The 24583-nt window shown below is 62.0% G+C and carries 20 protein-coding genes; 10 read left to right on the top strand and 10 right to left on the bottom strand.

Annotation, left to right across the window (positions count from 1 at the left end; all coding sequences use genetic code 11):
* Positions 1-210: 210 nt before the first annotated feature.
* Positions 211-978, top strand: a complete 768-nt coding sequence (locus ACS5Q1_RS09295; protein ID WP_473097884.1) for a sulfite exporter TauE/SafE family protein — start codon at positions 211-213, stop codon at positions 976-978.
* Between the two features lie 128 nt (positions 979-1106).
* On the top strand, positions 1107-1586 hold the full coding sequence (locus tag ACS5Q1_RS09290) for a hypothetical protein (protein ID WP_473097883.1): 480 nt from the start codon (positions 1107-1109) through the stop codon (positions 1584-1586).
* A 60-nt stretch (positions 1587-1646) separates the two neighbouring features.
* On the opposite strand, the gene ACS5Q1_RS09285 is transcribed toward ACS5Q1_RS09290, so the two are convergent.
* Positions 1647-2678, bottom strand: coding sequence for a cysteine synthase A (locus ACS5Q1_RS09285; protein WP_473097882.1), 1032 nt, complete (start codon positions 2676-2678; stop codon positions 1647-1649).
* 213 nt (positions 2679-2891) lie between these two features.
* Here ACS5Q1_RS09285 and ACS5Q1_RS09280 point away from each other — a divergent pair, with 213 nt between their 5' ends.
* Positions 2892-4127, top strand: a complete 1236-nt coding sequence (locus ACS5Q1_RS09280) for a YeeE/YedE family protein (RefSeq protein ID WP_473097881.1) — start codon at positions 2892-2894, stop codon at positions 4125-4127.
* A gap of 173 nt (positions 4128-4300) precedes the next feature.
* Entirely contained in the window at positions 4301-5833 is a 1533-nt protein-coding gene (locus tag ACS5Q1_RS09275; protein WP_473097880.1) for an adenylate/guanylate cyclase domain-containing protein, read from the top strand.
* Between the two features lie 21 nt (positions 5834-5854).
* Here ACS5Q1_RS09275 and ACS5Q1_RS09270 read toward each other — a convergent pair whose 3' ends face one another.
* Together ACS5Q1_RS09270 and ACS5Q1_RS09265 are read right to left on the bottom strand one after the other, a co-directional pair.
* Complete coding sequence (locus ACS5Q1_RS09270) at positions 5855-6487, bottom strand: DsbA family oxidoreductase (RefSeq protein ID WP_473097879.1); 633 nt, start codon at positions 6485-6487, stop codon at positions 5855-5857.
* Between the two features lie 33 nt (positions 6488-6520).
* The gene (locus ACS5Q1_RS09265; RefSeq protein ID WP_473097878.1) at positions 6521-7441 is read right to left on the bottom strand and encodes a LysR substrate-binding domain-containing protein; all 921 of its coding nucleotides are present in this window, start codon (positions 7439-7441) and stop codon (positions 6521-6523) included.
* Positions 7442-7538: 97 nt separating this feature from the next.
* On the opposite strand from ACS5Q1_RS09265, the gene ACS5Q1_RS09260 reads away from it, so the two are divergent.
* Positions 7539-9005, top strand: a complete 1467-nt coding sequence (locus tag ACS5Q1_RS09260) for a catalase (protein ID WP_473097877.1) — start codon at positions 7539-7541, stop codon at positions 9003-9005.
* Positions 9006-9249: 244 nt separating this feature from the next.
* On the opposite strand, the gene ACS5Q1_RS09255 is transcribed toward ACS5Q1_RS09260, so the two are convergent.
* Positions 9250-9915 carry an MBL fold metallo-hydrolase gene (locus ACS5Q1_RS09255; RefSeq protein ID WP_473097876.1) on the bottom strand — a complete coding sequence of 222 codons (666 nt, stop codon included), beginning with the start codon at positions 9913-9915 and terminating at the stop codon, positions 9250-9252.
* Between the two features lie 115 nt (positions 9916-10030).
* On the opposite strand from ACS5Q1_RS09255, the gene ACS5Q1_RS09250 reads away from it, so the two are divergent.
* Together ACS5Q1_RS09250 and fghA are read left to right on the top strand one after the other, a co-directional pair.
* Positions 10031-11143 (top strand): S-(hydroxymethyl)glutathione dehydrogenase/class III alcohol dehydrogenase, encoded by a 1113-nt coding sequence (locus ACS5Q1_RS09250; protein ID WP_473097875.1) that lies wholly within the window; start codon positions 10031-10033, stop codon positions 11141-11143.
* A gap of 15 nt (positions 11144-11158) precedes the next feature.
* On the top strand, positions 11159-12004 hold the full coding sequence (gene fghA / locus ACS5Q1_RS09245) for an S-formylglutathione hydrolase (RefSeq protein ID WP_473097874.1): 846 nt from the start codon (positions 11159-11161) through the stop codon (positions 12002-12004).
* Positions 12005-12014: 10 nt separating this feature from the next.
* On the opposite strand, the gene ACS5Q1_RS09240 is transcribed toward fghA, so the two are convergent.
* Complete coding sequence (locus ACS5Q1_RS09240; protein ID WP_473097873.1) at positions 12015-12590, bottom strand: NUDIX domain-containing protein; 576 nt, start codon at positions 12588-12590, stop codon at positions 12015-12017.
* 114 nt (positions 12591-12704) lie between these two features.
* Between ACS5Q1_RS09240 and ACS5Q1_RS09235 the strand changes: the two genes are divergently transcribed.
* A complete protein-coding gene (locus ACS5Q1_RS09235; RefSeq protein ID WP_473097872.1) occupies positions 12705-13547 on the top strand; it encodes an SIR2 family NAD-dependent protein deacylase in 843 nt (280 codons plus the stop codon).
* Between the two features lie 59 nt (positions 13548-13606).
* Positions 13607-14932 carry an AmpG family muropeptide MFS transporter gene (locus ACS5Q1_RS09230; protein WP_473097871.1) on the top strand — a complete coding sequence of 442 codons (1326 nt, stop codon included), beginning with the start codon at positions 13607-13609 and terminating at the stop codon, positions 14930-14932.
* A gap of 245 nt (positions 14933-15177) precedes the next feature.
* On the opposite strand, the gene ACS5Q1_RS09225 is transcribed toward ACS5Q1_RS09230, so the two are convergent.
* The 4 genes from ACS5Q1_RS09225 to xylF all read right to left on the bottom strand — a co-directional run bounded on the left by ACS5Q1_RS09225 (position 15178) and on the right by xylF (position 19359).
* Positions 15178-15930: an SDR family NAD(P)-dependent oxidoreductase gene (locus ACS5Q1_RS09225; RefSeq protein ID WP_473097870.1), complete on the bottom strand. Its 753-nt coding sequence runs from the start codon at positions 15928-15930 to the stop codon at positions 15178-15180.
* Between the two features lie 144 nt (positions 15931-16074).
* Positions 16075-16854 (bottom strand): ATP-binding cassette domain-containing protein, encoded by a 780-nt coding sequence (locus tag ACS5Q1_RS09220; protein ID WP_473097869.1) that lies wholly within the window; start codon positions 16852-16854, stop codon positions 16075-16077.
* Positions 16855-16866: 12 nt separating this feature from the next.
* A complete protein-coding gene (locus tag ACS5Q1_RS09215) occupies positions 16867-18162 on the bottom strand; it encodes a sugar ABC transporter permease (RefSeq protein ID WP_473097868.1) in 1296 nt (431 codons plus the stop codon).
* Positions 18163-18315: 153 nt separating this feature from the next.
* Positions 18316-19359, bottom strand: a complete 1044-nt coding sequence (gene xylF / locus ACS5Q1_RS09210) for a D-xylose ABC transporter substrate-binding protein (protein WP_473097867.1) — start codon at positions 19357-19359, stop codon at positions 18316-18318.
* A gap of 226 nt (positions 19360-19585) precedes the next feature.
* Between xylF and ACS5Q1_RS09205 the strand changes: the two genes are divergently transcribed.
* Entirely contained in the window at positions 19586-20794 is a 1209-nt protein-coding gene (locus ACS5Q1_RS09205) for an ROK family protein (RefSeq protein ID WP_473097866.1), read from the top strand.
* A 75-nt stretch (positions 20795-20869) separates the two neighbouring features.
* On the opposite strand, the gene ACS5Q1_RS09200 is transcribed toward ACS5Q1_RS09205, so the two are convergent.
* Positions 20870-24211, bottom strand: a complete 3342-nt coding sequence (locus ACS5Q1_RS09200; protein ID WP_473097865.1) for a beta strand repeat-containing protein — start codon at positions 24209-24211, stop codon at positions 20870-20872.
* Between the last annotated feature and the right edge of the window lie 372 nt (positions 24212-24583).

Here is a 24583-nt window from a genome sequence, read left to right as displayed (position 1 = left end):
ACGCCGCTCCTCCATCTGCTCGGATGTTAGATGCGTCGGCCGCCAAACGTCGTCATCCATCGCGCGCCTCCTCACGAGGATCGACATCACCCTATGTTACACCACCTCCGTGAAGATCATTAGACAATGGCCTAATGGGCTCAAGGCAGCCCGCCATGCTATGGCCAGCCTTCTTCAATCCGCTCTTATGTTTCCCGCTAGATAGAAATCATGGACTTATCCACCGCGGCGCTTCTCGCCGCCTCGGGCCTTGCGGCCGGCCTCGTCAATGCGATCGCAGGCGGCGGCACCTTCTTTACCTTCTCCGCCCTCGTCGCTGCAGGTCTTCCGCCCGTGGTCGCCAATGCAACGAGCGCCGTGGCGGTAACGCCCGCCAATCTGTCCAGCGCATGGGCGTACCGGAAAGAACTCGCGACCAATGTCAGGCGCTTTGCGGCGCTGGGCATCGTCAGCCTCATCGGCGGCGTGGTCGGCGCTTACATTCTCACCGTCACCAACAACGATGCCTTCCGACAGCTCGTGCCGTGGCTCCTGCTTTTTGCGACCCTGCTCTTCGCTGCAAGCCCGAAGATCGTGGCGCTCGCCCGCGCCATCGGCAAGCATGAGGGACACCATCCCTCGACGAAGGCCTGGGCCACGGGCCTCGCGTTCCAGACAGGTGTCGCCATCTATGGCGGCTTCTTCGGTGCGGGCATGGGCATCGTCATGTTGGCGGCGCTTGCAATCACCGAGGGTGACGATTTCCATCTGATCAATTCCGCGAAGCATCTGTGCTCCACGCTGATCCAGCTCGTGGCCGTGATCCTGTTCATCGCAGCCGGTCTCGTGAGCTGGCCCGAGACCTTCATCGTCGGTGCAGCCTCGGTGATCGGCGGTTATCTCGGTGTCGTCTTCGGCCGTCGCCTGCCGGCAAGCGTGATCCGCTGGCTGGTGATCGCGGTTGGCGCGACACTGACACTGTATTTCTTTATCCGCTGAATTCGCTAACCATACTCGAAATAGAATGAGATCGGGCGGCTTTTTGCGGGCTGCTGCCCGATTCACGCCACAACCATGCTCCTTCCTGCGACGTCTCGATTCTCAACGCTCGCGAAAAGGAAATGCTCGTGGCCGAATCCCAAAACCTGTCCGGACTCGACGGAACGCAATCGGTAAGCGCTCTCGGCCTGCGATGGGCTGCCCTGCGCGGCATGCTGAACTCGCCGCTGATCATGGCCGACGAACAGCGCCCGCTGCGCGACGAGCTCCTGCGTGAGCTTGCGGCCATCGAACAGGATTTCAGCGATCTGCCATCGCGCACCACAACGGAGATTTCCGCGAAACTCGATATCGCGAAATCGGCACTTCGGGAGCGCATTCAGAACGGGGAATCCTGGCTGGTCGATCTGATCGAAAGCATTCAGTCAGATCTTCACAGCGTCGCTCAGAAGCCGTCCGTGACACCTGCAGCGACCGCCAGTCGCTCGCCGGCCAATCTCAGCCGCCCGCAGCAACAGCGTTCCGACGAGACGAGCTCCTCCTCGACATCGCCGAGTTCTTCGACGAACTCCACGAGTTCGGAAACTGCCACCTCGTCGGCGGCCTGATCTTTTGAAAGCGCCGCGCTCGAGCCTATCGATCGCGGCGCCGAAAAATGCCGGTCTTTGTTACACAAGTCCGGGATCGATGGTGCTCTTTCTCTCGAGCCATGCGGGAACGGGCAGGCTCTTCGAGCGCAGGAAGTCCGGGTTGAAGAGCTTGGACTGATAGCGCGTCCCGTAATCGCACAAGACGGTCACGATGGTGTGGCCTGGCCCGAGCTGCTTGGCGAGACGGATCGCGCCCGCCACATTGATGCCGGATGATCCGCCGAGGCACAGACCTTCATATTCCAGCAGATCGAAGATGACCGGCACCGCCTCCTCGTCCGGAATCTGGAAGGCGACATCGATCGGTGCATCGACCAGATTGGCCGTGATGCGGCCCTGACCGATGCCTTCCGTGATCGACGAGCCGGACGCTTTCAACTCGCCGGTCGTGTAGTAGCTGTAGAGAGCCGCGCCCAAAGGATCGGCAAGGCCGATGACGATCTTCGGATTGCGCCGCTTCAGCGCCATGCCGACACCGGCCAGCGTACCGCCCGTGCCGACAGCACTGACGAAGCCGTCGACCTTGCCGCCCGTCTGCTCCCAGATTTCCGGCCCCGTCGTCTCGATATGCGCCTGCCGGTTCGCCACGTTGTCGAACTGGTTGGCCCAGATGGCCCCGTTCGGCTCCGATTCAGCGAGGCGCTCCGCCAAGCGTCCTGAGACCTTCACGTAGTTGTTGGGATTGGCGTAAGGCACGGCCGGGACTTCGATGAGCTCGGCGCCCGCGAGCCGCAGCATGTCCTTCTTCTCCTGGCTCTGCGTCTCCGGGATCACGATCACGGTCCGGAAACCGAGGGCATTGGCGACGAGCGCTAGACCGATGCCGGTATTGCCGGCGGTTCCCTCGACGATCACGCCGCCCGGGCGCAGAGCGCCGCGTCTCACTGCATCCTGAATGATGAACAGGGCGGCCCGGTCCTTCACCGACTGGCCGGGATTCATGAACTCGGCCTTGCCCAGGATGGTGCATCCAGTCAGTTCGGAGGCACGGCGAAGCTTGATCAGGGGTGTACTGCCGATAGCGGCAGGGACATCGGGCTGAATGGTCATGATACCTAACTGCGGGCTGGGATACGTTAGCGGGGGAGAACCGGGTGTAAGCCATTCGGCGAGAATGTTCACGACCGATATTCACGTTTATATTATGTGATTAAAATTAAAAATACAATCCTTGACGTTCTTTATGTCGAACTACATTGTGCCCCTCACGAGGGGCTGATGATCCTGGCCATCACTCACCGTTACGAAAGCTCAGGAGCGACCATGTCCAGCTCTGCAGTGGCTTCGCCTCTTTCCGTCGGAAACCGTGCGAGCTTGTCCATCAATACCCCGGCCTCCCTGGCGGCCGCCGCCGGCATCATCGGCGGCGCGGCTCTGCTGGGCGCCATCATCAACCCACGACAGGCCGCGCTTTACGTGCTCGGCGCGGCGCTTGGGCTCGTGCTCTATCACGCCGCCTTCGGATTCACCTCGGCCTGGCGCGTGTTCATCGCGGATCGTCGTGGCGAGGGCCTGCGGGCGCAGATGGTGATGCTGGCGATCGCCTCCATCCTGTTCTTCCCCGTCCTCGCCTCCGGCTCCCTCTTCGGACAGTCCGTAGCCGGCAACGTCTCGCCGGCCGGCCTTGGCGTGATCTTCGGCGCCTTCATCTTCGGCATCGGCATGCAGATGGGTGGCGGCTGCGCCTCGGGCACGCTCTATACGGTCGGCGGCGGTTCCACCCGCATGGTGATCACGCTCGCCGCCTTCATCGCCGGCTCCGCCATCGGGGCGGCGCATCTGCACTGGTGGGTCGCGCTTCCGAGTCTGCCGGCGATCTCGATCATCAAGACCTGGGGTCCCTGGACGGCTTTGGCCGTGCAGCTCGCCGTCTTCGCCCTCATCGCCGCCGTGACCGTCGTGTTCGAGAAGCGCCGGCACGGCCGCCTCATCGCGGCCGATCCATCCCCACGCGAGGGCCTTTCGCGCTTCCTGCGCGGGCCATGGCCGCTGGTGGCGGGTGCGGTGGCGCTGGCTCTGTTGAACTTCGTGACGCTCTATCTCGCCGGCCGTCCCTGGGGCGTAACCTCGGCCTTCGCCCTCTGGGGTTCGAAGATCGCCGCCGCCATCGGCTTCGACGTCGCGAGCTGGCCCTATTGGTCCACACCGGCCCGCCAGGCCGAGCTCCACGGCAGCATCTTCAACGACATCACGACGGTGATGGATTTCGGCATCATCCTCGGCGCGCTTCTTGCCGCCTCCCTGGCCGGCCGCTTCGCTCCCACCTGGAAAGTCCCGCTGCGCTCCGCTATCGCGGCCGTCGGCGGCGGCCTGCTTCTCGGCTATGGCGCACGGCTGGCCTATGGCTGCAACATCGGCGCCTATTTCTCCGGCATCGCATCCGGCAGCGTGCACGGATGGGTCTGGCTCGTTGCAGCCTTTGCCGGCAACGTGGTCGGTACGCGACTGCGTCCCCTCTTCGGTCTTGAGGTGGAGCGCGTGAAACTCACCGGCTGCTGACAAAGAGGGCCTTTCAGTTGTTCTGAAAGGCCCTCTTCCTTTCGAGACCACGCCCCGCCAAGAAAAGGACTTATAGGTCTTCTACTTTCTACAGGAACTCTGCTCACTCGTTTCGAACGGAAACGGCGATGATGGGATTCGGCGGGAGGTTCCTTCGGAAACAGGAGAGGGCCATGGGTCCTCTGCTGATCGCGTCCCTGATCGTGAGCCTGCTCGGCCTGCCCGTCGCTGCCTGGTTCGATCTGCGCGCGCTGTCGGAGCGCATGCTTCAGGCCCAGGTCGGTGACATCAACCGGGTCATCGACGAGGTCCGCGCCTTCTACGGCAGCGACGTGGTCGAACGCATCCTTTCAGCCTCCGGACCGATCACGGTTACGCACAATTATCGCGACATTCCAGGCGCCATTCCCATCCCGGCGACCCTCTCCATCGAACTCGGCAAGCTCATCAGCAGCAAGAACGATGCCGTGAAGTATCGCTTTGTTTCCGACCATCCTTTCAAGGGCCGTGAAGCGCGAGCCATCGACAGCTTTGGGCAGGATGCACTCTCCCGTCTGCGTGCAGATCCCAAGCAGCCCATCATCGAGGTCTCCGGCTCACTGCTGGAGCGCCAGATACGCACGGCCGCACCGGTGATCATGGGACCGGTCTGCGTCTCCTGCCACAACGCGCATCCTGACAGCCCGAAACAGGATTGGAAGGTCGGTGACGTTCGCGGCATACAAGAAATCTCGGTTACCCAGCCCATTGCCAGCAATGTGTTCTCGTTCAAGTACCTTTTGTCCTACTTCGCTTTCATTGTGCTGGCAGGGCTGATCCTGATCGTTCTGCAGCGGCGGCAGACAAGCCTGATCCGCGGCATGAACCGGGAATTGTCGGAAGCCAACGACTTCCTGGCCAGCGTTTCGGCAAAGCTTGCCAAATATCTCTCCCCTCAGGTCTACAAGAGCATCTTCAGCGGCGAGAAGGACGTCACTATTGAGACCGAGCGCAAGAAGCTGACGATTTTCTTCTCGGATATCAAGGATTTCACTGCCATCTCGGAACGGCTGCAGCCGGAGGATCTGACGGCTCTTTTGAATGAGTACTTCACCGAGATGTCGGCCATCGCGCTTCGCCATGGCGGCACGGTCGACAAGTTCATCGGCGATGCGATCCTCGTCTTCTTCGGCGACCCAGAAACGAAAGGCGTCAAGGAGGATGCCCGTGCCTGTCTGCGCATGGCTGTCGACATGCAACAGCGGCTTGAGGTGTTGAGCGATCAATGGCTCCGGCGCGGCATTGAACATCCCTTCCGGGCCCGCATGGGAATCAACACCGGCTATTGCAATGTCGGTAATTTCGGCAGCAACGACCGGATGGAGTACACGATCATCGGGGCCGCTGCGAATCTCGCCGCACGGCTGCAAACCATCGCCGAGCCGGGAGGAATCTGCCTCAGTTACGAAACCTATGCACTGGTGCGCGATCTGGTGCAGGTCGAGCCTCTTGCACCGATCGGCATGAAGGGCATCGGCCGCGAGATCATCCCCTATGCCGTCAAAGGCCTGTCGGGGGACTTGTCTCCAAAGTCTTCGGTGATCCGGGAGCACGCAACCGGGCTCGAATTGTTCATCGACCCGGATGCCATGAGCGAGGGCGGGATCGAGCAGGCCAAGAGGCGCCTGTCAGAGGCGCTCGCCGTGCTGAACCTGCGGACGAGTTGACGGCTGCTCCCGTCCTCCCGATCAGGAAGCGACCTTTTCTTCGGTCATGGCGCGAGCGATCACCTCCTTCACCGTCTCATAGGGCTGAGCACCGGCGACGAGGTAGGCCTGCGCTCCGGCCGTCACGATCAGCGCGGGAACACCCGAAATGCCGATCTGTCGTGCGAGCTGCTGGTCCTCGATCACGCGCTGTTCGTAGCGACTGCTCGTGAGAGCCTCGCGCAGATCATCCGCATCGAGCCCGATGGATCGTCCAATGTCGAGCAGGACCTCGATGTCGGCGAGATCGCGCCCGTCTTCGAAGAAGGCCTTGAACAGAGCGGCGTTCATGGCGTCGAGCTGGCCTGCCTCGCGTGCACATTCGGCCGCCTCATGGGCTTTGCGGCTGCGCGGCTGAATCGGCGGCAGCTTCAGGACCATGCCGCGCTCCTGCGCCATCGGATAGATGGACTGGCTCCAGACCCGGTGCAGGTAGTCCGCATCGGGATCGAGCGTCGGCTCAGGCTCGGGCCGGAGTTCGAAGGCGCGCCAGTCGATCTCGACACGATTGCCGAGTTCGTTCCGGATCCGCTCAAGAACGGGTCGTTCGAGATAGCAGAACGGGCAGACATAATCGCTCCAGACCAGGATCCGGACGGGGTTGTCTTTCGCCATGAGCGCTCTCCTTCGGGCAATCCTGTCAATGCATCAATGGCCGGCAGGTTTTTCCGTGTCCGGATCTGACTGCTTGAGCGACTGGATCAGGCTGCCCAGAGCCCGGAAGTCGCCTTTCCGGGTCGATGTGCGGCGCCAGGCCAACCCGACGGTGCGCATGGGCGCGTCTTCCGGAAATTCGATCAGAGCGACCCGCTGCCGGTCGACCTCGGTTTCGGCGCAGAGTTCGGGAAGGAGCGTGATGCCGTGGCCGGCTGCTACCATCTGCATGATGGTGGTGAGCGATGCGGCGCCGAGCGCTTTTCGCGCCTGCATGTTGGCGATGTGGCAGAACTGCAGGGCCTGATCCCTGAGGCAATGTCCTTCTTCCAGCAGCAGCAGGCGCTCCTGCTCGATGCGGCTGCGCAGATCGCCGGTCGTCCAGCCCTGCGCCGCCTGGCTCTGCACGGCGATAAGGAAGCGATCCTGGAAGAGCGCCATGGTTTCGACCTGAGGCTGCTGGATCGGCAGTGCGAGAAGAGCCGCATCGAGATCACCCCGCACCAGTTCCTCGACCAGTGCTGCGGTCTGCGTCTCGCGGATCTGGAGATCGAGGGCCGGATACTGCTTGTCCACCTCGGTCAGGATTGCCGGCAGAAGGTAGGGCGCAATCGAAGGAATGATCCCGAGGCGGAGCGGGCCCGTGAGCACACCCTGATACTGATGCGCGTAATCGGACAATTCGCGCACCTGATTCAGGATCGTCTCGGCCCGCGATGCGATCTCCTGTCCAGCCGGCGTAATGGCAACAGAGTTTCCTCTCCGTTCGACGAGATCGACGCCGAGTTCGCGCTCCAGCTCCTTGATCTGCATCGAGAGCGCCGGCTGGGTGACGGCGCATTGATCGGCTGCCATGCCGAAATGCTTCGTGCGCGCGAGTGTTTCGAAATATCGAAGCTGTCGAAGAGTGATCATGACACCGATAAGAATAACTGATCGCAGTTTGTAATCAATACAATTGGACCTTATCGAGTCCTCCCGGCATCTTGCGCCGACCTCAACGGGGACGACCATGACAAAAACAACGACCATGACCACCACGGCCGGCGCGCCGATTGCCGACAACCAGAACAGCCTCTCGGCCGGCGCCCGTGGCCCGCTGCTGCTCCAGGACTACCAGCTGATCGAGAAGCTCGCGCACCAGAACCGGGAGCGCATTCCGGAGCGGGTGGTCCATGCCAAGGGTTCGGCCGCCTATGGCACGCTGACGATCACCAACGACATCACCAAGTATTCCAAGGCGAAGGTCTTCTCGGAAATCGGTAAGCAGACGGAAGTCTTTCTGCGCTTCTCCACCGTCGCCGGCGAGCGCGGCGCGGCCGATGCCGAGCGCGACGTGCGTGGCTTCGCGCTGAAGGTCTACACGGAAGAGGGCAACTGGGACATCGTCGGCAACAACACGCCGGTGTTCTTCGTGCGAGATCCGGTGAAGTTCCCCGACTTCATCCGCACGCAGAAGCGCCATCCGGCCACGAACCTGCGCTCTGCCACCGCCATGTGGGATTTCTGGTCGCTCAGCCCCGAGACGCTGCATCAGGTGACGATCCTGTTCTCGGATCGCGGCCTGCCGCAGGGCTACCGCTTCATGCACGGCTTCGGCTCGCACACCTATTCGTTCATCAACGAGGCCGGCGAGCGTTTCTGGGTGAAATTCCACTTCAAGTCCATGCAGGGCATCAAGACCTGGTCGAACCGCGAAGGCGAGGCTGTCGTCGCCAAGGATCGCGAGAGTGCCCAGCGCGATCTCTACGAGGCCATCGAAGGCGGCGACTTCCCGCGCTGGAAATTCTGCGTGCAGATCATGCCGGAGACGGACGCGGAAAAGACTTCGTACAACCCATTCGACGTCACCAAGGTGTGGCCGCACGGCGACTACCCGCTGATCGAGGTCGGCATCCTCGAGCTCAACCGCAATGCGCAGCACTACTTTGCCGAGGTCGAACAATCCTCGTTCTCACCGTCGAACATCGTGCCCGGCATTAGCTTCTCGCCGGACAAGATGCTTCAGGGCCGCATCTTCGCTTATGCGGATGCGCACCGCTACCGCGTCGGCACGCATTACGAGGCGCTGCCGGTGAACAGCCCACGCTGCCCGGTCCATCACTATCATGCCGATGGCTCAATGCTGTTCGACATCCCGAACCGCGGCAATGCTTACTATGAGCCGAGCTCCTTCAACGGTCCGGTGCAGACGCAGCGTGCCGCCGAGCCGCCGCTCAAGATCTCGGGCGATGCCGATCGCTACGATCACCGCGCCGGCAACGACGACTACAAGCAGCCGGGCGACCTGTTCCGCCTCATGACGCCGGACGAGCAGAACCGGCTCATGGACAACATCGTGGAAGCGATGCAGGGCGTGCCGCAGGAGATCGTGAAGCGCCAGATCGTGCATTTCTACCTCGCCGACAAGGCCTATGGCCTCGGCGTGGCGGATCGCATGGGCCTCAAGGGCGCCGTGCTGATCCAGGCTGCGGAGTAAGCGAATAAAAAGCCGTAGGGGCAAAAGAAGCGGCCTGGGAGCAATCCCGGGCCGTTTTATGTTCAGGCCGGCACAACGGGCACAACCCTTGACGTCATGGCCGGCCTTGTGCCGGCCATCCCGATGGATTGAAGCGCCGCGCTCTTCCGATCGGGATCACCGGCACGAGGCCGGTGATGACGTGAGCGGAATCATCAGCGCTTTACAGGCCAGTCCTCGGGATGAGGGCACGGAGTGTTCTCAATCAGAAAAGCCCCTCGCCCTGCAGGAACGGGTTGCTTTGCCGCTCCTGGCCGATAGTGCTCATGGGGCCATGGCCGCAGATGAAGGCGATGTCGTCGCCGAGCGGCAGCAGCTTGTCCTTGATCGAGCAGATCAGCACCTTGCCGTCGCCGCCGGGAAGATCCACGCGCCCGACGGAGCCCTGAAACAGCACGTCGCCGACAAGAGCGAAGCGCTGCGTCGCCGAGACGAGCACGACGCTGCCCGGCGAATGGCCGGGGCAATGGAGCACGTCGAGGGTGAGATCGCCGACGGTGATCGTGTCGCCCTCGTTCAGCCAGCGATCCGGCGTGACGGCGCGGGCCGGGAATCCATAGGCCTGACCCTGCTCCGCAAGCCGCTCCAGCAGAAGGCGATCGGCCTCGTGCGGACCCTCGATCGGTACGCCGAGTTCCTCGCGCAGCTCGGCTGCTCCGCCAGCATGATCGATATGGCCGTGCGTGAGGATGATCTTCTCCACGCTCACGCCTGCTTGCTTGATAGCTTCGCGGATATGGGGAAGATCGCCGCCGGGATCGACCACGGCAGCCTTTTTCGTTTTCTCGCACCACAGCAATGTGCAGTTCTGCTGGAAAGGCGTCACGGGAATGATGGTGGCGCGGACGTCTGGCACGGGAGATTCCTTCATCTGTCGCATCCACACATAGGCGTTGCGGAGGTTCCTGGAAAGGCACGCCTCTATTGACCTGACGGAGCCCGGCTTCACATAGTCCCTCACCGAATCATGAGGTAAGGACACGAGCATGGAAACCAGGGCCGCCGTGGCGTGGGAGGCTGGCAAGCCGCTCACCATCGAGACCATTCGCATCGAGGGCCCGAAGGCCGGCGAGGTGCTTGTGGAAGTAATGGCAACCGGCGTGTGCCACACGGATGCCTATACGCTCTCGGGGCTTGATTCCGAGGGCAAGTTCCCGGCGATCCTCGGCCATGAGGGCGCGGGCATCGTGCGCGAGGTCGGCCCCGGCGTCACCACCTTGAAACCCGGCGATCATGTGATCCCGCTCTACACGCCCGAATGCCGCAACTGCAAATCCTGCCTGTCGCGCCGCACCAATCTCTGCACCGCCATCCGTTCCACGCAAGGACAGGGCCTTATGCCGGACGGCACCAGCCGCTTCCGCTGCGACGGCGAGACGGTGTTCCACTATATGGGCTGCTCGACCTTCGCGAACTTCACCGTGCTGCCGGAGATCGCGCTCGCCAAGGTGCGCGAGGACGCGCCCTTCGACAAGATCTGCTACATCGGCTGCGGCGTCACCACCGGCATCGGCGCAGTGATCTACACCGCGAAGGTGTGGCCCGGCGCGAATGTGGTGGTGTTCGGTCTCGGCGGCATCGGCCTCAACGTGATCCAGGGTGCGCGCATGGTCGGTGCCGACAAGATCATCGGCGTCGACATCAACCCGGCCAAGGTCGAAATGGCCAAGAAATTCGGCATGACGGATTTCATCAATCCGAACGAGATCGGCACCGACAAGGTGGTGCAGGCGATCGTCGATCTCACCGGCGGCGGCGCGGATTTCTCCTTCGATGCCACGGGCAATGTGAACGTGATGCGCCAGGCCCTCGAATGCTGCCACCGCGGCTGGGGCGAGAGCATCATCATCGGCGTGGCGGAAGCGGGCAAGGAAATCTCCACACGTCCGTTCCAGCTCGTCACCGGCCGCGTGTGGAAGGGCACGGCGTTTGGCGGCGCGCGTGGCCGCACGGATGTGCCGAAGATCGTCGACTGGTACATGGAGGGCAAGATCAACATCGACGATCTGATCACCCATAAGATGCCGCTCGACGAGATCAACACTGCCTTCGACCTGATGCATGAAGGCAAGTCGATCCGCTCGGTCATCATCTATTGATCAAGGAGCGGATCGTTGAGTTTCGAGGTCGTCTCGCAATCGCGCTGCCTTAACGGCACGCAGTTCGTCTATTGCCATGCCTCACAAGAGACTGGCACGCCCATGCGCGTGGCGGTCTTCGTGCCGCCGCAGGCAAGGAACGCTAAGGTGCCGGTGGTGTGGTTTCTCTCCGGGCTCACCTGCACGGAGGAGAACTTTACCGTGAAGGCGGGCGCGCAGCGGGTGGCCTCGGAGCTCGGCCTGATGCTCATCGCTCCGGACACGAGCCCGCGCGGCGAAGGTGTGCCGGATGATCCCGAGGGAGCTTACGATTTTGGTCTCGGAGCTGGCTTCTATGTCGATGCGACGCAGGAGCCCTGGGTACGAAACTACCGCATGCGCTCCTATCTGGAGCGCGAGCTGCCGGCTCTCATCGCCGAGAACCTGCCCGCCGACATGAGCCGCCAGGGCATCACCGGCCATTCCATGGGTGGCCACGGAGCGCTCACGATTGCGAAGCGCAATCCCGGTCGCTTCAAGGCCGTTTCCGCCTTCGCACCCATTGCCTCGCCCGTGAATTGTCCTTGGGGCGAGAAAGCACTGTCGAACTATATCGGGGCTGATCGCTTCGCCTGGCGCGAATACGATGCCTGCGCATTAATCGAAGGCGGCGCATGTGTGCCTGATCTGCTGGTCGATCAGGGTACGGCCGATAGTTTTCTCGACAATCAGCTGAAGCCGCAACTGTTGCAGGAGGCCTGCGCCAAGGCTGGCCAGCCTTTAACCCTGCGGATGCAGGAAGGCTACGATCATTCCTACTTCTTCATCGCGACCTTCATCGAGGATCATCTGCGCTGGCATGCCGAGCGGCTTAGTTTGTAACAAGCCGTTTTCAGGCCCTGTCGAACAGCTCCGGATGCCGGAGTTGCAAGGCCTGGATCAGGGCCAGGGTCTTCATGTCGGCAATGGAGCCCTGATTCAGGAGGCCGACAAGCTCGTCGACGCTGATTTCCAGCACCTCGATTTCCTCGTGCTCCTCGGTGAGCCCGCCACCTTCGCCGACCCGGTCATCGCCGGTATAGGGCGCCAGGAACAGATGCAGGCGCTCTGTCGTCATGCCTGGGGCTGACCAAGCCATTCCCGCCGGCTCCAGCTTGGCAATGCGGAGGCCCGCTTCCTCCATGGTCTCACGCTTGGCGCAGGCTTCAGGCTCGTCTCCATCAAGCAGGCCCGCCACGGCTTCCAGGAGGTCCGCGTGACCCTCCACATGCATGACGGGCGCGCGGAACTGCCGGATCAGGATGACTGTCCGCCGCTCCAGATCGTAGGGAAGCACGGCGGCAGCATCGGTGCTGTTCAGAACCTCCCGCGACATGATTCGGCCATCCGGCATCTGGACCGTGATCTTGAGGAGCTTGCGCCACCCCTCATAGAGAGTTTCGACCTGTTTGATCCGGTAGCCTGCCACGTCCCGCTCTCTCCTGTTCGACGTTCCAAAGCTTAAGACAACCCGCGAAACGCTCAAGTTATTCCGCAGGTTTCTTTGAAGCAGAGTAGCGGGTTCGTGCGTTAAGGGCAGGCAATGGTGGAGGAGAGTTGCGTGCATGAGGATCTGGTAGCCGCCATCCGGAAACGACAGGCCATTCTGTTCGCCGGCGCCGGGGTCTCCATGACGGTCGGCCTGCCCTCATGGAGCACTCTGATCGAACACATTGCCGATGAGCTGGAGATCGATCTGTCGGAATTCCGAGGAGCCGAACTCAACCATCTGACGCTTGCGGAATATTATCGCATCAAACAGGGCAGCATCGGCCCGCTGCGCAGCTGGATGGACCGGAACTGGAGCATTCCGGAGGAAGCCCTGCAATGCTCGCGCGTCCACGAGATCATCTGCAAGCTCGACTTCCCGATCATCTACACCACGAACTTCGATCGCAACCTGGAGACCTCGTTCGAGCTGCAGGGCAAGGAATACGTGAAGATCGTCAATGCCAAGGACATCGCCCGGATCCGCTCGGGCATTCCGCAGATCGTGAAGTACCATGGCGATTTCGACGATGACGGGTCCATCGTCATCGCGGAGACCGACTATCTCGAACGTCTCTCCTTCGAGTCGCCCCTCGACATCAAGTTCCGCTCGGACGCGCTCGGCAAGACCATCTTGTTCATCGGCTACAGCATGAGGGATCTCAACATCCGCTTCCTGCTGCACAGGCTTTGGAAAACCTGGGCTGATTCCGGATACGAGCGGGACAGGCCGCAATCCTATGTGTTCGTGCTGCGTCCGAACCCTGTCGAGCAGGCGGTTCTGGAGCAATGGGGCCTGCAGGTCCTGACGGAGAAGGACTGCCCACCAGAGCAGGCGCTTGAGAGATTTCTTGCCAAGTTGAGCGAAGCCGTTGAACGGGGGGAGGACAGTGGCTGATTTTGCATCGGCACGGCCTTGTGCCAATGTGGCGCCTTTCTCATTTCCAAGATGACTTCATGGCCGCCTCAACCAAACGCCGTCTTTCCCTTCGCGATGTTCTGACCGACGGACGCATCGCGCTCATGCTGCCGCTGGGCTTCTCCTCGGGGCTCCCCTTCCTGCTCGTCTTCAGCACCCTGTCAACCTGGCTCAGGGAGGCCGGCATCTCGCTAACGATCATCGGCATGCTGAGCTGGGTGGCGCTGGCCTATTCCCTGAAATTCCTCTGGGCTCCCATCGTCGACCGCTATGACGTTCCGGGCCTCTCCCGCCTGCTCGGCCGCCGCCGCGGCTGGATGGCCCTGTCGCAGTTCGGCGTCATGGCCGGCCTGATCGGCATGGCCCTCACGGGCCCCCAGATAAGCATGCCGCTCACGATCGCGGCGGCCGTGCTGATCGCCTTCTCGTCGGCGACCCAGGATGTGGTGATCGACGGCTGGCGCATCGATGCGGCGCCGACGGAACGCCAGGGCATGATGGCGGCAAGCCTTCTGCTGGGCTATCGCCTCGCCCTCATCTGCGCCGGCGCCGGTGCGCTCTACATCGCCCAGTTCGCGAGCTGGCCCAGCGCTTATTTCGCCATGACAGCGCTCATGGGCGTCGGTCTCGTGGGCACATTGCTCGCCCCGCGCATCGACGAAGGGCCGGCACGCAAACACCTTCCCTTTGTCCAGGCGATCATCGAGCCGCTGACCGATCTGTTCCGGCGCAAGGGCATGATGCTGATCCCGATCCTGGCGCTCATCGCCTGCTACCGCCTGCCCGATTTCGTTGCCGGGATCATGGCGAACCCGCTCTATATCGACCTCGGCTTCTCCAAGGCCGACATCGCCAATGTATCGAAGCTCTACGGCGTCTGGATCGGCATCATCGGTGCCTTCGGCGGCGGCCTCGCGCTGACCCGTCTTGGCCTGTGGTGGACCCTACTCATCGGCGCGTCCATCGCCGCCGGCTCCAACCTGATGTTCTCCTGGCTTGCCGCCGGCAACGCCACGATCATGGGCCTGACGCTCACGATCAGCGTCGACAATTTCGCGCAAGGCTTCGCGGGCGCAGCGCTCGTCGCCTACATGTCGGGCCTCACCTCGCCGGGCTTCGCCGCGACGCAGTACGCCCTTCTGAGCTCGCTTTACGCTCTGCCCGGCAAACTCATCGGCGGCGCCTCGGGCGCGGTGGTGGATGCCTTCGGCTATCCCCTGCTCTTCACCGGCACCGCCGCCATCGGCATCCCGCTGGTCTTCCTGTGCCTCATCGTGCGGCGGGATACGATGAAGACGGTCGAGGAGAAAGAGGAAGCGGCCGAGATGACCGGAACGCCGGTCGGTGCCGGATCGAGGGCATAAATTCAAACGTCATCCCGGACAGAGCGAAGCGAAGATCCGGGATCGTAGGATAAGTAAAGCACTGTCATCCCGGGGCCGCGCGGCGGAGCCCGGGATCCATAACCACGATCTTCGATCGGTTCGGCACCGTCAGCGGATATGGATCCCCGCCTTCGCGGGGATGACACTGGTGGTTTAGGCGCCACATCCTGCACACGATCCCGGATCGGCTTTCACCGTCCGGGATGACGCTATTCAAGGGGCGATCAGACCCACCCGCCATCCACAAGGTAAGTCTGCGCGGACATGGCGCTGGAATCGTCCGAGCCGAGGAAAAGCGTGAAATTGGCGATGTCCTGCGGCACGAGCTTGCGCTTCACGCATTGGCGCTTGAGCAGTTCCTTCTCGCCTTCCGGCGTGAGCCAGAGGTCGATCTGGCGCTGGGTCATGATCCAGCCAGGAACGAGACAATTGACGCGGATGTTCTTCGGTCCGAGCTCGCGCGCCAATGCGCGGGTGAGACCGACGGCGGCGGATTTCGCGGTCTTGTAAGCCGCGAAAGAATCGTCGCTCACCATGTAGCTCGTCGAGCCCATATTGATGATCGAGCCGCCGCCCGCCTTCTCCATGTCCGGCAGCACGGCTTGGGCGGCGAAGAACTGATGATCGAGATTGGTGGCGAAGCGCTCCCGCCAATATTCCGGCGTCACCTGATCGATGGTGTGGCGATCGTCACGCGCGGCGTTGTTGACGAGAATCGTGATCGGCCCGACCGCATCGCTGGCGCGCCGGATGGCTGCCTGAAAAGCCGGGATATCGCGCACGTCGCTATGCTCGAAATGCACGCGCTCGCCGAGTTCCTTCGCCAGAGCCTGCCCCGCTTCAGCATTGTAGTCGAGGATGGCGACCTTGCTGCCCTGCGCGTGGAACGAACGTGCGATGCTCTCGCCGATACCACTCGCGCCACCGGTAATGAGAACAGCCTTGTCCTTCAGGGAGCCGTAAATCGTCTGGGTCATCAATCTTCACCTTATTCCAATGAACGTGCTGTCATCCCGGGACTGCATAGCAGAACCCGGGATTGCTTGACGAGGTTGGCACCTTAATTCTGCGACCTGTCCCGGACCTCCGCTCACGCTTCGCCCGGAATGACGCGAACGGAATCAGATCGCACCCGGTCCTGGCGTAGCTCCGGGCGGGCATTTGCCGAGGATGATCATGCCGAGCACCTCGTCCTGCGTGACGTCCTGCACATTGGCCGAGCCGACGAGCTTGCCGTTCTTCATCACGCTGACGCGGTCGGCGAGGCCGAAGACATCGTGGATGTCGTGACTGATGAGGAAGATACCGATCCCTTCCTTTTTCAGCTGCAGCACAAGATCGGCCACCTGCTGCGTCTCGGCGGGACCGAGCGCCGCTGTCGGCTCATCCATGATCAGCACGCGGGCATTGAAGTAGATCGCGCGCGCAATCGCAACCGATTGGCGCTGACCGCCGGAGAGCGCTTTCACAGGCTCCTTGAAGCGGCGGAAATGCGGATTGAGACGCGCCATGACCTTGCGCGTCTCGGCCTCCATCGTCGCATCATCGAGGGTGCCATAGGGCGTGAGGACTTCCCGTCCAAGGAAGATATTTCCTGCTGCGTCGATGTTATCGGCGAGCGCGAGCGTCTGATAGATCGTCTCGATGCCGTAGCGCTTGGCATCGCGTGGCGTCGAGATGTCGGCATGCTCGCCATTCACGTAGATCTCGCCCGCATCCGCCTTGTAGGCGCCGGAGAGGATCTTGATCAGCGTCGACTTGCCGGCGCCGTTATGGCCGAGCAGGCCCACCACCTCGCCGGGGCGCAGATCGACGGAGACGCCGTCGACAGCTTTGATGCCACCGAAAGCGATGGAGATGTTGCGCATCTCGACAAGAGGCGCCGTTCCATTCGTATGCATGATGCGCGTCCCTTACTTGATGCGACGGCGATAGAGACTATCGACCCACACCGCCAGCACGAGAACCGCGCCAACGACGATGTTCTGCAGCGGTGTGTCGACACCGAGCAGCACCATGCCCGACTGCAGCGACTGCATGACGAGCGCGCCGAGCATGGCGCCAGCGATGGTGCCGATGCCGCCGGCGAGCGACGTGCCGCCGATCACAGCAGACGCGATCACGTAAAGCTCGTCGAGGGTGCCGGCTGCGTTCGTTGCAGCATTGAGACGTGCGGTCGAGATGCAGGCGGAGATGCCGCAGAGCAGGCCCATCAGGCCGAACACCTTCATCAGCGTCCAGCGGGTGTTGATACCCGACAATTCCGCCGCTTCCGGATTGCCGCCGATGGCGAAGACATAACGGCCGAAGCGCCGGCGAGTCGCAATGAAGGTCATCACCAGACCAACGACGACCGCGATCAGCACCGGCAGTGCGACACCGTGCGGAATGAACAATCCGCCTTCGGGCCACGCAATGCCGTTCGCTTCGGCCCAGCGGCGCGCCGTACCGGCGGGCAGCGGATAGGCATTGGCAATGGCGGCGGCTCCGAGCACGGCGACGCAGGCGATACCGGCAATCACCGCATCCGCCCAACCGGGACGCACCGGGAAGCCGAAACTCAGGCGGCGGCGGCGGGCAAGGCCCAAAGCCACGATGATGCCGCCGCAGGCAATCGCGGCAATGATCCAGGTGGCGGTCGCGCCGAGCGCACCTTCCACACCGCCGCCGAAAGCCTTGAAGCGGGTATCCATGGGCGCGATGGTCTGGCCGGTCGTGACCCACCAGGCCGCGCCGCGCCACACGAGCAGGCCGCCGAGCGTGACGATGAAGGAGGGAATGCCGAGATAGGCGATGAGCCAGCCCTGGAAAAGGCCGATCGATCCGCCGACGATAAGCGCGATCAGCACGGCGAGCGGTGCGGTGAGCCAATGTTCCAGCCCGAGATAGGCCGGCAGCCACTGCACCTGCGCGACGCCGATGATCATGCCGACGACGCCGAGGATCGCGCCGACGGAGAGATCGATGTTGCGCGTGACGATGACGAGCACCATGCCGGTCGCCATGACCGCCACGGAGGCGGTTTGAACCGACAGGTTCCAGAGATTGCGCGGGGTAAGAAAAACGCCGCCGGAGAGAATGTCGAAGCCGATCCAGATCACGGCGAGCGCCGCCAGCATGCCGAGCATGCGGACATCGATCTCGAGTTTCGACAGGAGCGAGCCGGAAGCGGTGCTCGGCGGGGCAGTCGTGGCAACAGGTGCAGTCATGACGTCACGCTGAAAGGCGAATGAAAAGTCTCATGAAAAATGTCATCCCCGGCCAAAGCGTCAGCGGAGGGGAAGGATCCATTACGCAGAGCGTCGAATGGATCCCTCCCCTCGCCAAAAGGCTAGCCGGGGACGACAAGGAGCAAGCCCCGATCAGTTGCAGGCCTTCACGGTGCCCGCCTTCACGCCCTGGCAGACCACGTCCTTGGTGACCCAGCCGGCATTGATGACCACGTCGAGATTATCCTTCGTGATCGCAACGGGCGTGAGGAAGAGAGCGGTCATGTTCTGCTTCTTCGGACCGAGGTTCCAGGGCTTTGCACCCTGGATCTCGGTGAGCTTCTTGCCGCCCGCGAGCTGCACGGCGATCTCTGCTGCGTTGCGGCCGAGTTCGCGGGCATCCTTGAACACCGTGACGGTCTGCGTGCCAAGCGCCACGCGGTTCAGAGCCGCCTTGTCGGCGTCCTGACCGGAGACCGGCACGGAACCGGCGAGGCCCTGCGCTGCAAGAGCAGCAATCGCGCCGCCCGCGGTGCCGTCATTGGCGGCGATCACCGCATCGATCTTGTTGTTGTTCTTGGTGAGGAATTGCTCCATGTTCCGCTGCGCATTGGCGGGGAGCCAGCCATCCGTATAGGCCTCGCCGACATTCTTGATCTTGCCGGAATCGATCGCACTCTTAAGCACTTCCATCGAGCCCTGGAACAGGAAGTTGGCGTTCGGATCGGCGCCCGAGCCCTTGACGAAGGCATAATTGCCCTCGGGCTTCACTTTCAGCACGTCGCGGGCCTGAAGGCGGCCGACCTCGACATTGTCGAAGGTGAGATAGAAGACCTGCGGAATTTCGATGAGGCGGTCATAGCCGACGACCGGAATGCCTTCTGCGACCGCCTTCTCGACGGCCGGGCGCACCGCATCCGCGTCCTGCGCCAGCACGATCAGCGCCTTGGCGCCGCGGGAGATGAGGCTCTCGATATCGGTGAGCTGCTTGGACGGCGAGGATTGCGCATCCGCCGACACATAGGTGCCACCGGCTTTCTCGACGGCGGCCTTGATAGCGGCCTCATCGGTCTTCCAGCGTTCTTCCTGGAAGTTCGACCAGCTGACGCCGACGACCGGACCCTTCTGGGCGAAGGCGGCGGTGGCGGACAGAGCCAGAGCGGCAAGACTGATCAGTGCGTGTTTCTTCGATAGCATCGGCTTCCTCCTGGACCTTGCGTTCCCTTTACAAGTCCCTTGCTCATGACAGGCTGTCGGTCCGAGGCGGATCGACGATATGGCTCGCTCTGCCATGCTTTATATTTCGAGCGCGGAAATAATTATCTCAGCCGTTCCTGGCTTCAAGCACCTTCAGGCTTATATTTTCGTCTGATACCCATCTAACTTGGAATTGTTTTATTCATAAACCGAACAAATGAACGCGATGACCATGCTTTCCCTCTCTCCTCGTGAAACGGCCCGGCGGCGCCTGCTCGATGCTCTGCGTCGGGAAGGCCCCATGGCGCGGGTGGAGATCGGCCAGCATCTCGGCATGAGCCCGGCGAGTGTCTCCGACCTGACGGCCAGCCTCCTCGATGAGGGCATCCTGGTCGCGGAAGAGACGACGGACCCGGCCTCGGGCCTGATTCGCGGGCGGCCCAAGACGCGCCTTTACTTTGCGGAAACCCTGGGATCGGTGATCGGCGTCTGGACCGGCTTCAACCGCATCGAGCTGCGGCTGGTGGACAGTGCGGGACGCAACCGGGCGAGCCGGCACATCGAACGTCCCTTGCGCAATCTCGGGGCGGAAGAACTGATGAATGTGCTGGCGGAGACGATCACCGTCTTCGCCGAGGAGACCGGCGCACACAACGTGAAGGCCGTAGGCCTCGCCTGCCAGGGCTATGTGGACACGCGGGACGGCATCGTCGCCTGGAGCCCAGTGCTCGGCACCCGCGACCTGCCGCTGGCTTCGGGCCTCGGCGAGCGCCTCGGCAAGCCCGTTCTGATCGAGAACGATGCCAGCGCCATGGCCTTCGCCATCACGCAGCGGAACTCCGATCTGCGATCGGGACGCACGGCCTGCCTGATGATCGGCGACGGTGTCGGCCTCGGCTTTCTCATCCAGGGCGAGCTCTATCGCGGCGCGCGTTTCGGGGGCAGCGAGTTCGGCCATGTGCGCCTGCGCCGAAGCGGTCCGCAATGCCGCTGCGGCGGGCGCGGCTGCATCGAGGCTTATCTCGCCGATTACGCGCTCCACCGGGACGCCCAGCTCATCGATCATCGCCCCGCCCCGACCCTGCTGCTGCCGAGCGAGGGCGCCATGGGCTCCATCGTCGAGCAGGCCCGCGCGGGCGATCCCGCCCTCCTCAATCTCTTCCAGGCCGCCGGCGAAGTGTTGGGCGATGCGGTCGGCATCCTGATCCAGACGCTGGAGCCCGACCACATCGTCATCTGCGGTCCCGGCACCCGCGCCATGGACCTGCTGCGCCCCTCCTTCGAGGCCGCGCTGGAGTCGCAGACCATTCCGGAACTGCGGGCGCTCGCTGCCATCCACGTGATGGAATCCTCCATGGACCTTCTGACCGAAGGCGTGGTGATGCAGGCCCTGCGCGAACTCGACCTCGACCTCGCGCGCCTGAGGGCTGCCTGAGGCTCATCCCAAAAGAAAGTGCCGCCACAGCCTTCGCCGGGCGGCACATCTCGCTCAAGTCTCTGCGTGGTCGACTCAGATCACGTAGAAGTCGTGGTAATAGAGCTTGGTCTTGTTGGAGATCGTGGCGATCTTCACCTGCGCCTTCGAGCCGGTGCCGTCCTGGTCGTAGTAGAGCGCGCCGGTCTTCTTGTCGTAGACGATGCGATCCTCGCGATCCTGCGCCTTCTTGCCCTCGACGAACATGTCGGACTTGAACTTCTTCGGCTTGGAGAGCGAGCCCGAACCCAACTTGGTGAAATACTTGTTGTCGAGATAGAAGCTGTCATCCGAAGACCTGAAGTCGTAGATCCGATCTACGTTCGTGCTCTTGTTCAGGCGTGTGTCGAACACGAACACGTCCTTGCCCGAACTGCCATACAGCTTGTCGTTGCCGGTCCCGCCGAAGATACGGTCGTTGCCGAACTCGCCATAGAGAGTGTCATTGCCGTTGCTGCCGTAGATCGTGTCGTTGCCGGCTTCGCCACGGAGCGTATCCGCCCGTGACGTGCCGCGGAGCGTGAACGGCGTCGTCTCGTCTGTGTAGTTGGTCACGGTGATGTTCACCGTCAGGCTCGTGACACCGCCATAGGGATCGCTGGCCAGGATCGTCACCTGCTGCACGGGCCTCGTCTCGAAGTCGAGCGGCCCGGTCACCACCAGGCTGTTGCCGATGATGCCGAAGGACCCGCTCGAGCCCGGCGCCAGGCTGTAGGTGATCCTGTCCCCGTCGAGATCCGTGGCCGCCAGCGTGCCCACCACCGCGTTCCCGGGGGCGTTTTCGGCGATGACGGCGTTCGACAGCAACAGCCCCGTGGGGGCGGCGTTGACGAACTCCGTCCCATCAGCGAACTGCAGCTGTCGCACATCCTTGAGCAGATCGGTGCCATCCGGGCCAGTGACCGTGGTCGTGCCGTCAGCATTGCGGGTGATCATCGACTGCGCACGGCTGCCCGAGAACACCGCCGTGTTGAGGCCGGAACCTCCGTCCAGCGTGTCGTTGCCAGCTCTGCCCATCAGGATGTCATTGCCATCTCCGCCCAGGATATGGTTGGCGGAGATATCGCCATACAATGTGTCGCCAGAGCTGGAGCCGATCAGGCCGTCGATCTCATCGTAAATATCACCTTCCGCATCGCCGGTTCCGGCGACACTGGCAAAACCAACCGGTGCGAGGTTCGCTGCATTGGTCAGGTCCGCGACTACAGCTGCACCGGCATTGGCATAGCTGGCATAGTCAGCGCCTCCCTGTACTCCAACGAGACGATCACCTCCGTCGCCACCCTCCAATGTATCGGAACCACCGCCATTCCCGCGGAGAATGTCGGCCCCAGCGCCGCCGATCAGCACATTATTGTTCGCATTACCTATGAGGAGGTCATGATCTGCAGAACCTATCAATCCTTCGATCGAGTCGTAGGTATCGCCCGCTGCGTCGCCCTCATTACTATCGGGATTCTCGAGTGAAGCCTCGACCCCGATTGTGGCGTCCTGGTAGGAGGCATAGTCGAAGCGATCACCTCCGTTCAGCGTATCGGCTCCGACGCCGCCCACCAGCGTGTCGCTGCCGCCCTGGCCCCAGATCAGGTCGTCGCCGCCCCGGCCCTTAATCAGATCGTTTCCGTCGTTGCCGGCAATCCAGTTGTATGTCTCGGTGCCCGTCAGGATGTCCGAATGTTCGGAGCCGACCAGGTTCTCGATGCTGTCGTAACTGTCTCCCTCAGCGTCGCCGGCGTTGTCGTTGGCATCCTCAGGCCTCAGGCTGGCGGTCACTCCGGCTGTGGCACCCTGATAGGAGGCCGTATCCCCGACATTGGCTCGGGCCTTGGTGTCGGACGGCGACAAGTTGTCGAAACCGCCGCTCAAAATATCTCTACCGGCTCCGCCGTACAGCCAGTCATCCCCGTCTGCGCCCTGGAGATGATCGTTTCCGGTGCCACCATTCAGCGTATCATTGCCGCCCATACCAGACAGCTGGGTTCCCCCGTCACGCCCGGTCAGCACGTCATTGAGGCTTGAGCCGCGCATACCCTGGATGTTGACGTAGGTATCGCCAAGGGCCTCACCTGTATTTCCCACTGAGCCCTTGAGGTTGGCGGTCACACCCGCCACGGCATCAACGTAATCGGCCCAATTGAATCCGGCTCCGCCATCGAGGCGATCCGCACCGGCGCCGCCGTTGAGGAAATCGTCTCCGGTGCCGCCATAGAGCGAGTCGTTGCCGGCCTTCCCATTCAGGGTATCGACCTGGCCCACGATATCCGTTCCGACATAGATGTCGTTGTGAGAGGTTCCGTTCACCGTGACGGCGATTTCGCGAGCGTCGATGGTCTGATTACGGATCACGCCATTGCCATCGGTTCCGTCATCCCAAACAATCGAGATGCGCCCGTCGGGAAGCTCCGTGACCGAGGTGATCCCACCTTGGTCTCCTTTTTGAAGAGCACCGTCATTAATCAGCTTGGGCCCGACGATTGTTCCATCGGCCTTGACCAGTTGCAGATAAATATCGCCGTTGTCGTTCCCGACCCAATCCTCATAGATGACGGCGTATCCGCCTGCGAAACCACCTTTTGTCAGGGCAACGATTTCAGGAGGATATTCCGTCCATGTTCCATTTTGCTGCAAGGAGCCTGTCGCTACTTTGCCTCCATTGGCATCATAGACCTGCGTGGAAAACTTTCTTGCATTCCCCTCCTGCCAGCTGACGACAAAGCCGCCATTGGACAACGCCGTTATTTTAGGCTCATTTGCATTTTGACCGCTGGCATTCCCCGTTAGCACAGTGACTGTGTTGTTGGTCCCTACAAGGGCGACCTTGATAACGCCACTTTCTTCCCACGTGACCGCATGCCTGCCATCCGCAAGCTCCGTGACATCGGGCTGGGTGACGCCTGAACCTGTTACAATGTTGAATTGAGTGCCATCCTGCCGCTTGAAATGGATGACACCTTGCGTGTCATTGCTTGCAGCCCAGACAGCGACCCATTCGTTACCGTCCGATGCAAAGGACGGAAAGTCATTTCTGGGAAGCCCAGTGGTGGTCGGCGACGCAATGGTAAAAAGCCCACCGTCCTTCGCGCCCGTAACCGAAAACTTTTGAGCTTGGACCGTTGCATTGGCGCCGCTCCACCCAACGATAAAGCTGCCATCGTCGAGGACTGTCACCTTGGGGGCCCTCGGCGTCCCGACCGTACTTGCAAGATCCTGTCTGGCACCGACAGGATTCCCCAAGCCGTCATAAACCTGCACGCAGGTAACGCCCCTTGAATCCCAAACAACGACGTAGCCACCGTTAGGCAGGGCCGCCACAGTGCTCTCATCCGCACCATTTGGACCTGTAACCGTTTTAGGATTGCCCCACTTCTCGATCGCCATAATTCTTCTCCCTAAAATTGCCAACGCCCCGGCCTGCCCTGCAATGGAATCACGGCGACCATTGTGATGTTGTAATATGCAGTGGCGAGATTTAATGCAAGGTTATAGCTTGTAAAGGGGTGGCCTGGTGCGTTGCCGCACATGGCAAAGCTTAAGATTGACCATCAGGAGCCAGCATTCGTTACGTCATGGGAAAATAGTATTGAATTTCAAAGGCTTCTGTACCGACAGGATCTCTGCGATCCGGGTCCCGAAACCTGTCCTTGCATAATCGACGCACCCTGGCCTCAAGGGCCTGCGGGATTGGATCCGAGCGCGGACCCTTCCGCGCGATCCAAAATGGCAACGCCATAGCCATCCGCCCCCGGACTC

The sequence above is a fragment of the Microvirga sp. GN3 genome (assembly GCF_055792825.1).
The sequence above is the reverse complement of the archived record's forward strand: the minus strand, read 5'-3'. Positions and strand labels throughout refer to the sequence as shown.

Coding starts and splice junctions, on each gene's coding strand:
- ACS5Q1_RS09200 (WP_473097865.1), bottom strand. CDS start 24,211: ATGGCGATCGAGAAGTGGGGCAATCCTAAAACGGTTACAGGTCCAAAT.
- ACS5Q1_RS09285 (WP_473097882.1), bottom strand. CDS start 2,678: ATGACCATTCAGCCCGATGTCCCTGCCGCTATCGGCAGTACACCCCTG.
- ACS5Q1_RS09235 (WP_473097872.1), top strand. CDS start 12,705: ATGGTGGAGGAGAGTTGCGTGCATGAGGATCTGGTAGCCGCCATCCGG.
- ACS5Q1_RS09295 (WP_473097884.1), top strand. CDS start 211: ATGGACTTATCCACCGCGGCGCTTCTCGCCGCCTCGGGCCTTGCGGCC.
- ACS5Q1_RS09215 (WP_473097868.1), bottom strand. CDS start 18,162: ATGACTGCACCTGTTGCCACGACTGCCCCGCCGAGCACCGCTTCCGGC.
- ACS5Q1_RS09270 (WP_473097879.1), bottom strand. CDS start 6,487: ATGGCGAAAGACAACCCCGTCCGGATCCTGGTCTGGAGCGATTATGTC.
- ACS5Q1_RS09275 (WP_473097880.1), top strand. CDS start 4,301: ATGGGTCCTCTGCTGATCGCGTCCCTGATCGTGAGCCTGCTCGGCCTG.
- ACS5Q1_RS09265 (WP_473097878.1), bottom strand. CDS start 7,441: ATGATCACTCTTCGACAGCTTCGATATTTCGAAACACTCGCGCGCACG.
- ACS5Q1_RS09260 (WP_473097877.1), top strand. CDS start 7,539: ATGACAAAAACAACGACCATGACCACCACGGCCGGCGCGCCGATTGCC.
- ACS5Q1_RS09250 (WP_473097875.1), top strand. CDS start 10,031: ATGGAAACCAGGGCCGCCGTGGCGTGGGAGGCTGGCAAGCCGCTCACC.
- xylF (WP_473097867.1), bottom strand. CDS start 19,359: ATGCTATCGAAGAAACACGCACTGATCAGTCTTGCCGCTCTGGCTCTG.
- ACS5Q1_RS09225 (WP_473097870.1), bottom strand. CDS start 15,930: ATGACCCAGACGATTTACGGCTCCCTGAAGGACAAGGCTGTTCTCATT.
- ACS5Q1_RS09255 (WP_473097876.1), bottom strand. CDS start 9,915: ATGAAGGAATCTCCCGTGCCAGACGTCCGCGCCACCATCATTCCCGTG.
- ACS5Q1_RS09205 (WP_473097866.1), top strand. CDS start 19,586: ATGACCATGCTTTCCCTCTCTCCTCGTGAAACGGCCCGGCGGCGCCTG.
- ACS5Q1_RS09280 (WP_473097881.1), top strand. CDS start 2,892: ATGTCCAGCTCTGCAGTGGCTTCGCCTCTTTCCGTCGGAAACCGTGCG.
- ACS5Q1_RS09230 (WP_473097871.1), top strand. CDS start 13,607: ATGGCCGCCTCAACCAAACGCCGTCTTTCCCTTCGCGATGTTCTGACC.
- ACS5Q1_RS09220 (WP_473097869.1), bottom strand. CDS start 16,854: ATGCATACGAATGGAACGGCGCCTCTTGTCGAGATGCGCAACATCTCC.